Below are 12,785 nucleotides of genomic sequence, written 5' to 3'. Positions count from 1 at the left end.
GTTGCAAAAAATGAGAAAAAAGATAGTATTATACAGTTTAATGTTGTTCACGACGCTGACAGGTTGCGATAAATTCCTGAGTACCGAACCTAAGGATTTTGTAGCACCAGAGACGGCTTTCAATACAAAGGAAGCATTACAGCAAGGTCTTAACGGAGTCTATTCTGTGCTCGGGCAGGACAAGTTGTACGGCATGAATATGATTATTTACCTTGGATTAGATGCAGATGATGGCCATCAGGCCCAAGTTTCTCAATTGACACGTTCGGGGCCACATATCTATAATTTTTCAGCTACAGATACCTACGTTTTTTATTTCTGGGAATGGCTTTATAAAGGAATTACAAGAGCAAATGTATTGTTAAAATACGTGGACAGTAACACCGAAATTGAAGAGTCTTTTAGAAACTCCATTAGAGGAGAAGCTTTGACTTTACGCGCTTATTATTACTTCCTTTTGACAACCTACTTTGGCGATGTGCCTTTGATGACAGAACCATCAGAGGACCCCATTATGACTTCTATTGATAGAACAGATTCCAGAAAAGTATATGAGCAGATTATAGCCGATTTGACAGCCGCTGAAAGCTTAGTCCTTGATATCCGTGATATAGGATTTGGAGGCCGTATTAGTAAATCCGCTGTACGTGCACTTGCTTCACGGGTGTGTTTGCATTGGGCGGGTTTTCCGTTGAAAGATGAGAGCAAGTATGTCGATGCTAGGAATTGGGCATTAAAGGTAATTAATGATGCAGAAGCTGGGCATGCGCTGAATCCATCTTATTCTGATGTATTTATCAAATTGGCAAAAGACCAATACGATATTAAGGAGAATATTTGGGAGGTCGAATTTTACGGTACTTCGGCATCAACCTTTGATGAAACTGGATATTTGGGAAGATATATTGGCCCTAACTCTGCGGTAGGATCATCTATTGGAAGATGTCAGGGCTTGATATTGACTAGTGGTGTGTTGCGGGATAAATACCCCATAGATGATGCCGAGGACTCGCGCAAGTTTTGGAACATAGCCAATTTTACTTATAATAATGATGGAACCAAAAATATGCTCACTAGCGTAGGTTATCTAAATTGGTTCCAGCGGCATGTAGGAAAATATAGACGTGAATATTGGCCGCACCCTGAATCCAATGCTACTTCCATAAATTATCCACTCATTCGTTACTCTGATGTGCTTCTTATGTTTGCTGAAGCTGAAAACGCAATTAATGGACCAAGTGAAGATGCGGTGGAAGCAGTTAATAAGGTTAGACAAAGGGCACAAAGTTCAGGTGTGAAAGCGTTTCAGATTACCAATCCGGGGACAGGTTATACTTCGGCTCCCACAGTGACTTTTACAGGTGGAGGTGGAAGCGGTGTGTCAGTCAAGGCGACGGTTAATGGAGGTTCTGTGACTGGGTTTACATTTACTGCAGATCCTGTTTTAGGCTTAACGAATGGCACAGGATACACCTCTGCACCAGCGGTTTCTATACAAGGTGGTGGTGGAACAGGGGCGCAGGTGCAGGCCATATTGTATAACAAATCAGAAGCTAATGTTCCTAATACCGCAATCGCGTCCAAAGAAACATTTTTAGCATTTATTCAGGATGAACGGTCCCGTGAGCTTTGCTTCGAGGGGCTTCGGCGCAATGATTTGCTACGTTGGGGAATATTCTACGAAAAGATGCATGGCGTATACAACTTGCTTTTACAGAATGCACCTACAGCTTGGTTTTTACCAAACTATGGAAATGTTGTTGATGAAAAGCATGATATATGGCCTATTCCAAGCTCGGAGATTGCAAGAAACCCACAGTTAACTCAAAACAAACATTGGTAAAACGTAGATAACATGAATATAAATAAATATATCTTTTTCGGATTAAGCGTGTGTCTTAGCGTGTTTTCTTCGTGTAAGAGATTAGAAATGGAGATTGAAAAACCTTCTTTTGAAGTTGAGGTTGGTCAGGATGAGTATAATGCAGGTGAACCAGTATTGTTTAAAATAGCTTCTACAGCAGATTATATTAATTTTTACTCGGGGGAGTTATTCTCTGATTATGCACATAAAGAAGGGAGAGTTGCCGAACCTGGCTGGGAAAATATAGTGTCTTTCGATAGTCAGATTACGGCAGGAAGTCAAAAAGACCAGCTTTCTATCCTCGTATCAAGCGATTTTAATGGCGATTATAATTTTGATAATATCAAGAGTACAGCTTGGACTGACGTTACGAACTGGTTTGCATTAGCAACTGGAAATAGTATTGTTTCTTCAGGAACGCAGAGCCTATATCCCTTATCGAAGGATGGTAGGCCTCTATATTTTGCTTTTCGCTATGTTACAAAATTTCAAAGTATCAATGGTAATGCTAGCAGGTGGGTTGTTTCCAACTTTAAAGTTCAGAACAAGAGTGTCGATGCCGGTGATTTAGAAATCATCAATACAAACAATGCCGGCTTTAGACTAGTAGACCCCTTTGCGCTGACTCATGTACCCTCGCGGACTACCGTTTCCAAAAGCCAGATTTCTATGCAGGGTAATTTCTATGGGCCGGATGATAATGGCGTGATACAGGTTGAAGATATCGAGACAGAACATTGGGTGGTATCCAAGCCCTTTACTTTAGGAGAACCTTTTCAATTAGGACCTGATAAACCAATATCGATCAAGAACTATGCAACGGCTCCTGTAAAAGAATACAGCTATACTTTTGAGAATCCAGGAACATATTATGTGACTTTCGTGGCATCCAACCAAAGCCAGGATAACAAGCAGGAAATTGTACGGACATTGAAAGTTGTGGTAAAATAGATAACATATGAAGAAACTATTATTATTTAATCTTTTGTTGGTTATAGTAACAGCAAATATTTCTATTGGTTATTCTAAAGTCAAGCTCCCCCGCCTAGTGGGAGATGGAATGGTGTTGCAGCGTAATGTTAAGATTCCTATATGGGGATGGGCTGATCCCCTGGAGATTGTTGAAGTGAGTTTTAAGGGTAAAAAGTATAAAACCCAGGCTGATCAGAGCAAACGTTGGTCGATTCAATTGGAGTCTGCAGAAGCAGGAGGCCCTTATCAGATGACTGTAAAGGGGATTGACATTGAGCATACTATTAGCGAGATCTACATCGGTGACGTTTGGTTGTGCTCAGGACAGTCTAATATGAATTGGAGGATGAAGCAAATCGAGCCAGCATATTCTCTGCAACCAGAAGATAACTTTACTGCGATCAGACATATAGAAGTAGGGCGTAAAGGAACTAATACCCCTGAAGACGACATCTTATCTATAGGCTGGCGTAAAGCAACGCCCGAACAGTTGCCCGCTTATTCGGCTGTAGCTTATTTTTTCGCAAAGGAACTGCACCAAAAGCTCAATGTTCCCATCGGTTTGATCTCAGCTAGTTGGGGAGGTGCCACAGCAGAGTCCTGGGCGAGTCAGGAGGCATTAACCGAATTTCCCCATTATTTAGCGCGCTTTGATAGTATACAGGATCCGGAGAAAGTAAAAGTGCTTACAGCGAAGAAAGAACTCCAGGTACACCATGAACCCATTATGTTATATAATGGAATGATAGCTCCCGTTGTCAATTATGGGATGAAGGGCGTAATCTGGTACCAAGGTGAGTCAAATGTCAGTAAAGCAGAAGAATATAAACACCTTATGCCTGCATTGGTAGAAAATTGGCGCAAAAAAATCGGACAGGGAAATATCCCCTTTTTGTTTGTCCAATTGGCCAATTATAAGGCATACAATCCAAAAATGGTAAAAAGTGAGTGGGCCGAATTGAGAGATGCACAATTGAACAATTGGAAGACTATTCCCAACTCAGGAATGGCCGTTGCTATAGATGTTGGTGAAGCTAAAGATATACATCCCAAAAACAAATGGACTGTGGGACAAAGGTTAGCATTATTAGCACAATATATCGCCTACGGCAATAAGCAAGTAGTTTACTCAGGGCCGATTTATAAGGAGCTAAAAATTGTTGGAAATAAGGCTAGATTATCTTTTGATCATTTAGGATCAGGCCTTTCGACGCGTAATAATGAGGCTTTATCTGGATTTTATATCGCTGGAGCCGATGGCAACTTTGTACCAGCGACTGCCGTAATTGTAAAGGATAAAGTAGAAGTCTCAAGCACAGAGGTCTCAAGTCCTGTTAGCGTAAGATATGCTTGGCAGGACAATCCGGAAACGAGTAATCTTATTAATAAGGAGGGACTACCGGCTTCACCGTTTAAAACAGATCGTTAGTTATGGGAAAGAATAAATTAATGAAGCTGTTATTTGGTATTGTTTTAGTTTTCCATTCGGGGCAATTTGTATATGCACAGCATGTCAATTCCATTGGTTTGGAAATGGTCGATATCAGCCCAGGATATTTTTTGATGGGGAGTGCCGGTTACGGTAAGGACTATGACGAATCGCCTGCCCATAAGGTACAACTGACGGGGGCGTTTCGTATAGCAGCTACCGAAATCACGAACAAGCAGTACGAGACCTTTCAAGCTTCGCATCGGGCTTTACGGGGTAAAAATGGCTTTTCTAATGAGGATGATGAAGCTGTTATCTATGTGAGTTACCACGATGCGGTTGCTTTTTGCGAGTGGCTGTCTAAGAAAGAAGGTAAGAACTACCGCCTTCCGACAGAGGCGGAATGGGAGTATGTATGCAGAGCTGGTACCATGAGCCCTTATGCAATAGGCGATCGGGTACTGCCGAAAGCAATGGAAAAAAATCAAGTGGTAAGTTGGGACCCGAAGGTTGTTTCTCTCCATGTTAAGCAATCTGCACCCAATCAGTGGGGGATATACGATATGCATGGCAATGTAGAAGAATGGTGTCTAGATTATTATGGCGCTTATAGTGATAATGTGGCATTAGATCCCGGGGGCTATAAAGAGGGCGTATATCGTGTCACACGGGGGGGAAGTCATAATACACCTGTTGAATTTCTTCGTTCAGCAAATAGGAGTGCACTTATACCTGAAGATAGAACGATGTTTACGGGATTCCGAGTGGTAGAAGTGAGGACAGATACTAAGCTTACCTTTCAAGAAAGTCAGAGCGTGAATACGCGGAGCAATGCTCCAAAGAAGAATTGGAGTATAATGCAGAAGCCGGTCTTTGAGGAACCTATCTCTTTTGTGAAAACAGATTCATTAGGTATACAAAAAGGACTGTTTTATCATAACCACTGCCCAGCGGTCACCTGGACACCAAATGGTGATCTATTAGCTGTTTGGTTTTCTACAGAAGATGAAAAGGGACGCGAAATGACAGTCCTGTCAAGCAGATTGAAGGAGGGTGCTACTAGTTGGACCTCACCGTCTCTATTTTTTAATGTGCCAGATAGGAACATGACAGGCTCTTCCCTTTTTTATGACCAGGAAGCAGACGTGATTTATCATACGAATGGTGTCGAAGCCGCAGGAACATGGAAGAATTTAGCTCTTGTACTTCGGGAGAGCAGGGATAACGGTTTTACATGGACAAGTCCCGTTTTTGTAAATCCTGAGCATGAGGTCGGTAATCAGGTTATCGCTGGAATGTTTAAGACAGCCAAAGGTTATCTAGTACAGGTCTGTGACGCGACGCCAACGGTACGGGGAGGGTCTATTTTACATATCTCCAAAGACAAGGGCAAGACCTGGTCTTCATCGGATAAAAATCGAGATCTAATTCCTCAATACAGCGAGCATGGAACAGGGAATAAAATCGCTGGTATCCATGCAGGAGTTGTTGAGTTGAAAGATGGAAGACTACTGGCATTAGGACGCGATGACAATATCAAGAAGGACGGTAAGAACTATATGCCGATGAGTATCTCGGATGATCTTGGCGGGACTTGGAGATATGCCGCGAGCGAGTTTCCTCCTATATCAAGCGGACAACGCTTAATTCTTAAAAGGTTGAATGAAGGAGCACTATTGCTGATTTCATTTACAGATGGCAGAATTGACGTAAAACATCGACAGGGAATGCCGTTTATGGGGCCGGAAGGAAGCTATATCGGTTACGGAATGTATGCGGCAGTATCCTACGATGAAGGGAAGACATGGCCTATCAAGAAGCTCATAACCGATGGTAAAGAACGTTACCTCTATGGTGGAGCATTTACGGGACATTTTAAGATGGATCAATATCATGCAGAACCTAAGGGCTACCTCGCGTTGACACAGACACCGGATAATATTATCCATCTCTTTAGTAGTGCGTTGCACTACCGTTTTAACTTACAATGGCTAACACAATAATTAAATCTAATAAACCCAAATTATCATGAAAAAATGTTTTTTAACGACTCTAGGAATCGCTTCAGCGATACTTATTTCAACTAATATAGTTTTAGCACAAGCAAAGAAAATCACCCAGGGCAACTTGGTAATATATAGGATTGGAGATGCCAATTCCAGTGGTGATATCAATAGTGATAAAGCCTGTCCGATTTACCTGGACGAATATAAGCTTTCAGTTGATAAAGCTGATCTGGTACAATCTATCGCATTACCTTCAGACAAAAGCGGTGCAAATAGACGAATTACAGCTATCGGAAGAGACATCCTTTCGGGATGGATCAGTCTTTCTGATAACGGAAAGTATATCGTGGTGCCGGGTTATGATGCCCCACTAGGGGAGACTGTTGTCAATAAGTCATCGGCAGTAGTGAATAGAGTTGTTGCTCTTGTCGATATTGATGGCAAAGTGAATTCTGAAACTACGGCAAACAATCCATTTAGCGAAAATGCATACCGTAGCGCGGCTTCTATAGATGGGACAGATGTATGGATGTCCGGGGGAGGTGTCGCAGGAAATGGAGGCCTTTTCCATTTGACTAAGGGAACTAATCAAGGTACACACATAGGAGGAATGAGTATTCGGCAGATTCGATTTTATGCAGGCGATTTATTCATGGGGGACGGGGCACGTCTCTACCGTGTCAGTGCGAAAAATAGTACAACTCCGGGAACTAAGTTTGCGAATATAACAGGAGATCCCCGCTTTAAAAATGGGACGGGTTTCATAATCGTTAACCTGGCCGGGAAAGACCAGCCGGCAAAGAATGTCGCTTATGTAATGACATTTCAGGAAGGGATATTTAAGTATTCGCAGGTAGGTAATAAGTGGGTTTTCAATGGTGAGTATACTGACTTGAAAGATCTGACCGGTGTCGAGGCTAAAGAAGAAAATGGCAAAGCTAAGCTATATATAATCTCAAGCGCCAATACGCGAGGTGGAGATGGTGTTTTGTATGAGATAGCGGACATGTCTGGTCATAATGAAGATATTAATATGGGAGCATCCAAGGTGTTGGCAAAGTCCAATACAGGACAGACGTTTAGAAGTCTCGTATGGGCACCTAGTAATTAACCAAAGGTGCATATGAAAAATTGGAGAAAGATAGTTGTGCTCTTTCTAGGAATTTTAGGCACAATTGTTCGTAGCCATGGACAAGAGCCCTCCTATACGGGAATAGACATTGTTGTTCTTGATAATCAGGATGCCTTAATTCAGCAAAGTGCAACAGTACTTTCTGAAGAGATTGCAAAAAGGTCCACTGTAGCTATTCGGATGGTGTCGAAGCCTGAGTCATTCAAGAAGGGAGTGCTAACGATTTTTGTCGGTACAGAAAAATCGGCAAAAGCAAGAGTAGAAGGAAGCAACCACGAATTAGATGCTTTACCAAAGATCGGTAAAGACGGCTTTAAGGTAAAAAAAAACGACAAGCGAAATACATTACTTATTATCGGACATGATAGTAGAGGCTGTCTATATGGTGTGGGGCATGTACTTCGTAAGATACAGATGAAGGATAAGAATGTCGATTTAGCTTTGTTAAAGGCGATTTCGTCTACTCCCAGCAAAACGATACGTTCTCAAGGGCTGCATATCCATAAAAAAGGAGTAAACGAACCTTGGGGGATAGCTTACTTTGAGCAGTATGTTCGTGATCTGGCTTTATTTGGTATGAATGTCGTGCAGCTTTCTACAGATATCACAGCATCACAGATAGCGGCAAGCAAAAAATACGGTATGGAAGTCTGGCTGTATGATCCATGCGATAACAACAACAAAGCAAATGGTTACTATACGACAGAGGAGGGATTGAAATTGCAACTGGAACGTAGAAGAGAACGTTTGGGTAAACTGCCTCATGTTGATGCGATATTTGTTCCTGGGGGAGATCCCGGGACCCTGAAGCCAGCGGAGTATTTTGGCTACCTTGACGTTCTGAAAGGATTGTTGAATGAAATACAGCCTAAAGCAAAAATCTGGGTGTCGATGCAATCTTTTCATATGACACAGGAATGGGTAGATACTTTTGTCCATAAAACCAATGAGAGAAAGGAATGGCTGGGTGGTTTTATTTTTGCGCCTTGGGGCAAGGTACCGATGTTCGAAATGCGTTCATATCTGCATCCTTCAGTCCAGATGGTAACTCTACCGGATATTTGTCATCCGATGAACTCACAGTATCCAGTTCTTAATCTGGATATGGCTTTTGCTATGACTTATGGAAGATCCAGTATTAATCCGTTGCCCGCCATGCAAAAGCACATCCATAATCTGTACAGCGATTTAAACGCAGGAAGTATCACTTATTCCGAAGCAAATTATGATGATTTGAATAAGTTTATTTGGAGCGACCAGGAATGGGATGCCTCTACAGATGTACGGGTGACATTACAAGATTACGCACGGTTATTCCTAGGTATACAAGATGTAGATCTATTTGTAAGGGGGGTAGAAGGCTTAGAAAAGAACTTTGATGGTCCACTTATAACTAATTCGTCGACTATTAGTCAGACCCTGAAGCTTTGGCAGGATCTGGAGAAAACAGTAGGTAAAGGAACGTTGGATAATCCAAGATTTCAAATGCTCTTGTTCAAGGCATATTATGATATGTATCAGAGTGTAAGGCTGGTCTATGAAACAGAGTCGGAAGCCCTGGCGCTGGACGAACTAACTAAAAATAAAGCGCTTGGAATCGAGACCGTAATCAGTAATGCAAAGCGTTTTCTCCATAGACGTAATGTGGATGAATTATTTAACAGTTATAAAAATAAGTGTCATCAAATCTATAGCGCCAATGCTAAAACAGGAACGTTGAATATTGGAGATAATTATCGGTGGCTTATGGAAATTCAGCCCATGTCGAGTTCTCGAAATATTGATTTTCCATTAAATAATAAGGAATGGCTACTGGATCAATTCAGTAAAATTGAAAGTATGTCGTCCGAAATAGAGCAAAGGGAGGCATTGGGTAAAATTGTAAACCGTACCTCCGTCGGCAGTCAGGAGTATTATGATAATCTAGGCTCTCCGGAATCATTAATGCGAATTCAGGGTTTAGAAAATTGGGCTACCGATCCGGGCACTCTTAAAACGCCGCGTGTTTACTTTGGAAGTACGGAAGCTAAAATACCATTGGCCCAAAGACGCCAAATTTCGGGTTTATACGACACACCGGTCACTGTTAGGTACGATAACCTGGACAAAGGTAGTTCCTATATTATTCGTATAGCTTATGGAGGTGTGTTCAAGAACCAGAAAATCCAATTGGTAGTGGATGGACACACGTTGCACGACTACCAGGTCCCAGACAAATCACGTATATACGAGTTTGAAATTCCGAAAAAGCTAACATTAGATGGGGGGATCAACCTCACATGGAAAGCAGAGGAAGGACAGACGATATCTCAGATAGCCGAAGTTTGGATTCTGAAAAAAAAGGATACAGTACTATAAGTATGAAATAAGATAAACTCACAAATAGCGTATCCATGAAATAGTAACCGATTCGCCGGCTGGCGGATCACCAAGTAATTATTTACATATGAAATATCCATGTAGTACAGGCTGCACAAAGACGAATGAAAATACTTTGGATATTCCATATGGCCGTTAAAAGACAAATTATTTACATATGAAATATCCATGTAGTACAGGCTGCACAAAGACGAGTGAAAATACTTTGGATATTCCATATGGCCGTTAAAAGACAACTTATTTACATATGAAATATCCATGTAGTACAGGCTGCACAAAGACGAGTGAAAATACTTTGGATATTCCATATGACCGTTAAAAGACAAATTATTTACATATGAAATATCCATGTAGTACAGGCTGCACAAAGACGAGTGAAAATACTTTGGATATTCCATATGACCGTTAAAAGACAAATTATTTACATATGAATATGAGAGTAAAAACAGGAATATGTAGTTATGCTATTTTAAGTGTACTGCTCTGCTTTTTTTATGCGTGTAAAAAAGACAAGGATGTCGATTTAGTCGCTAAAGAAGGACAATCGCTAGAACAAATAGTCTATGCTGATGATATACAAGGGACAGATGAAGTGTTCTTTGCAACAACGGGGGAATGGACCTCTAGTATTGCGCAGACTTCTGATTCGAATGAGCCAAATTGGATTTCCACCTCTTCAGACCATGGTATTGAAGGAAGCCATATCGTGCGGATAGATTTGAAACGCAATCGTACCGGGCAACGTCGGTCCGCAGTCATTACATTCTCGAGTGGTAATTCTAAGTTGCTTGTGCGTATCACTCAAGAAGCGACTTTGGAAAATGGAGAATTTCCGCAGGATGGGCCTGATATCGTTGTGGATGATGAAACATTACTGAGTCAAACCATTGAAGGTAATATAGAAAATGCCCTTCCTGTTACTTTTACCACGAGCGGTCCGTGGAATGCTAGAGTGGAGGATGCTGATTTGACAGGTGTTCCGAGTTGGATCCGTCTTTCTCGTTACGAGGCAGGGAAGGGAACGCATACCTTGCAGTTTATGTTGCAGCAAAATATTTCTGAGGAAGAACGTTTGGCATTAGTGACTATACAGAGTGGTGATTCTGAAATTCGGATTGTGATTACACAGAAAGGAGCAGAACCAACAACAGGTACCGTCACCGACGTGGAAGGGAATAGCTATCCAACTAAGCGTTTTGGGAATCGATGGTGGATGTTAAAAAACTTACAGACGACCAGATATAAAGATAATATCGCTATTGCGAATGCAAGTACTAATGCGGGATGGAATGCCATCACCTTTGATGCTATTGGTGGATATAGCACACGGATCAACACACCGTTTATATACTACACATTTGGTGTGGTCAATACAGGGAGGTTATGTCCTGAAGGGTGGCGTGTTCCAACAGAAAGTGATTTAATAGAGCTGTTCGACTATGTGAAGACTACGTATGGAGGTGGTACGAGCTTTCTAAAAGAACTGGCTGATAATAACAGTGGAATCGCAGATAATTGGACGGGCAGTAGTACTGTTGGTGCTATCGGTAATAACGCCGTTGCAACAAATAATGCGAGTGGGTTTAGTATGGCAGCAGTACGGCATCGTAATGCAGGTACCGCAGGCGGAGGTGACGGTGCATTTTCCGGTAGCGGTCAATATGCAGGTCTATGGACAGCAACATCTAGTTCTGCTAATAATGCCCGGGTTTTTATCCTGCATTATTCCTACCATTCAGGTACTACTAATTATTTACAGGGAGCTTCTAAATCGACAGGGTATTCGTGTCGTTGCGTTAGGGATTCTTCGAAGTAGATAAGTCATTTTATCCCTATACTATTTATGATGTAGTATAGGGATAGCAAAACATAGAATATGATGAATAAACGGTTTTTTATTTTACTTTATAGTTTTTCTTGTTGGGTTTCCCTACTAAATGGGCAGGAATATCCAAACTTTCGATGGATTGATTTTCAGGCTGACAAAACTGTCGTTGTACAAGGGCAGGGGTGGGGAAATGACGTAGTAAATAGGTTCGATCGGCTTCCCGGAATTTATAAGGATTCCGTAAGGCAGGATGTATGGCGACTTTCCAGAAACTCTTCCGGGATTTATGTTGATTTTACAACCAACAGTGATAGCCTTGTGCTGGAGTATAAATACGGAGGCAAAGAATCCTTGAAGAATATGTCTTCGATAGGCGTGTCAGGAATGGATATGTATGCCAAGATGGCCTCGGGTAAATGGATTTGGGTGAAAGGAAAATATGTTTCCTTTGAAAAGGATAAGATGCAGTTGCTATTTGATGGTTTAGGTAATGATAAGGTATTGTTTTATCGTTTGTACTTTCCTTTGTACAATAATATCTCTGATTTTCAATTTGGAATTAGGCATAACGCGAATATCATATGGAAGTCTAATCCCGAAGCGCCGATTATTATTTATGGAACTTCAATCGCCCAAGGGGCCTCTGCATCCCGGGCTGGACTGTCGTGGAGCGCTATTCTGGGCCGAGAGACTCGTAGTCCCATTATTAATCTTGGATTCTCCGGAAATGGAAGGCTGGAGAAAGAACTGGTCGATCTGATTGCGAAAAAGAAAGCTTCAATCTATATTATTGATTGTTTACCAAATCTTGTCGCATTTAAAGATGAAGATGTTTATCAACGACTGGTATATGCATTGAACAGGCTAAGAATGGAAAATCCCACCACTCCAATAATCTTTACCGAGCATGCTATCGCAACAATTGAATTAGTCAATGATGCATCGCAAAAAGATTATGAGCGGGTAAACCGTAATTTTAACAGATTTATAAAGGACCAGGTAGAAGGTAAAGATAGTAATGTCTACGTTTTGAAAGCAGAAGAGATTAATTTAGGCGTTAATAGTACTATCGATGGAGTTCATCCTTCCGATCTAGGTATGACACAATATGCAGAGGCCTCCTATCTGCGATTAATAAACAGGATTACTGCACTAAAAAAATAACCAACCTATAA

Annotated in this window: 8 protein-coding genes; all 8 read left to right on the top strand. The window is 41.5% G+C overall.

What is annotated here, in order from left to right; all coding sequences use genetic code 11:
• Positions 1 to 10 precede the first annotated feature (10 nt).
• The gene (locus tag JKG64_RS14320) at positions 11 to 1,843 is read left to right on the top strand and encodes a RagB/SusD family nutrient uptake outer membrane protein (protein ID WP_210355011.1); all 1,833 of its coding nucleotides are present in this window, start codon (positions 11 to 13) and stop codon (positions 1,841 to 1,843) included.
• A 12-nt stretch (positions 1,844 to 1,855) separates the two neighbouring features.
• Positions 1,856 to 2,815, top strand: coding sequence for a DUF5017 domain-containing protein (locus tag JKG64_RS14315; protein WP_210355010.1), 960 nt, complete (start codon positions 1,856 to 1,858; stop codon positions 2,813 to 2,815).
• Between the two features lie 7 nt (positions 2,816 to 2,822).
• Entirely contained in the window at positions 2,823 to 4,265 is a 1,443-nt protein-coding gene (locus tag JKG64_RS14310; RefSeq protein WP_210355009.1) for a sialate O-acetylesterase, read from the top strand.
• Between the two features lie 2 nt (positions 4,266 to 4,267).
• Positions 4,268 to 6,268, top strand: a complete 2,001-nt coding sequence (locus JKG64_RS14305) for an SUMF1/EgtB/PvdO family nonheme iron enzyme (RefSeq protein ID WP_246512617.1) — start codon at positions 4,268 to 4,270, stop codon at positions 6,266 to 6,268.
• 25 nt (positions 6,269 to 6,293) lie between these two features.
• Positions 6,294 to 7,382 (top strand): hypothetical protein, encoded by a 1,089-nt coding sequence (locus tag JKG64_RS14300; protein WP_210355008.1) that lies wholly within the window; start codon positions 6,294 to 6,296, stop codon positions 7,380 to 7,382.
• A 12-nt stretch (positions 7,383 to 7,394) separates the two neighbouring features.
• Positions 7,395 to 9,761 (top strand): alpha-glucuronidase family glycosyl hydrolase, encoded by a 2,367-nt coding sequence (locus tag JKG64_RS14295; protein WP_210355007.1) that lies wholly within the window; start codon positions 7,395 to 7,397, stop codon positions 9,759 to 9,761.
• 448 nt (positions 9,762 to 10,209) lie between these two features.
• Positions 10,210 to 11,598, top strand: a complete 1,389-nt coding sequence (locus tag JKG64_RS14290; RefSeq protein WP_210355006.1) for an FISUMP domain-containing protein — start codon at positions 10,210 to 10,212, stop codon at positions 11,596 to 11,598.
• Positions 11,599 to 11,658: 60 nt separating this feature from the next.
• The gene (locus JKG64_RS14285; protein ID WP_210355005.1) at positions 11,659 to 12,774 is read left to right on the top strand and encodes an SGNH/GDSL hydrolase family protein; all 1,116 of its coding nucleotides are present in this window, start codon (positions 11,659 to 11,661) and stop codon (positions 12,772 to 12,774) included.
• Positions 12,775 to 12,785 lie beyond the last annotated feature (11 nt).

It is taken from the genome of Sphingobacterium tabacisoli (assembly GCF_017908035.1).
GTDB classification, from domain to species: domain Bacteria; phylum Bacteroidota; class Bacteroidia; order Sphingobacteriales; family Sphingobacteriaceae; genus Sphingobacterium; species Sphingobacterium tabacisoli.
Note: the sequence above shows the minus strand (reverse complement) of the source record. Positions and strands in the feature narration are given on the sequence as shown.

Bases quoted from the DNA above. Each gene is read 5' to 3' on its own strand.
- JKG64_RS14320 (WP_210355011.1), top strand. From the start codon at position 11: ATGAGAAAAAAGATAGTATTATACAGTTTAATGTTGTTCACGACGCTG.
- JKG64_RS14315 (WP_210355010.1), top strand. From the start codon at position 1,856: ATGAATATAAATAAATATATCTTTTTCGGATTAAGCGTGTGTCTTAGC.
- JKG64_RS14310 (WP_210355009.1), top strand. From the start codon at position 2,823: ATGAAGAAACTATTATTATTTAATCTTTTGTTGGTTATAGTAACAGCA.
- JKG64_RS14305 (WP_246512617.1), top strand. From the start codon at position 4,268: ATGGGAAAGAATAAATTAATGAAGCTGTTATTTGGTATTGTTTTAGTT.
- JKG64_RS14300 (WP_210355008.1), top strand. From the start codon at position 6,294: ATGAAAAAATGTTTTTTAACGACTCTAGGAATCGCTTCAGCGATACTT.
- JKG64_RS14295 (WP_210355007.1), top strand. From the start codon at position 7,395: ATGAAAAATTGGAGAAAGATAGTTGTGCTCTTTCTAGGAATTTTAGGC.
- JKG64_RS14290 (WP_210355006.1), top strand. From the start codon at position 10,210: ATGAATATGAGAGTAAAAACAGGAATATGTAGTTATGCTATTTTAAGT.
- JKG64_RS14285 (WP_210355005.1), top strand. From the start codon at position 11,659: ATGATGAATAAACGGTTTTTTATTTTACTTTATAGTTTTTCTTGTTGG.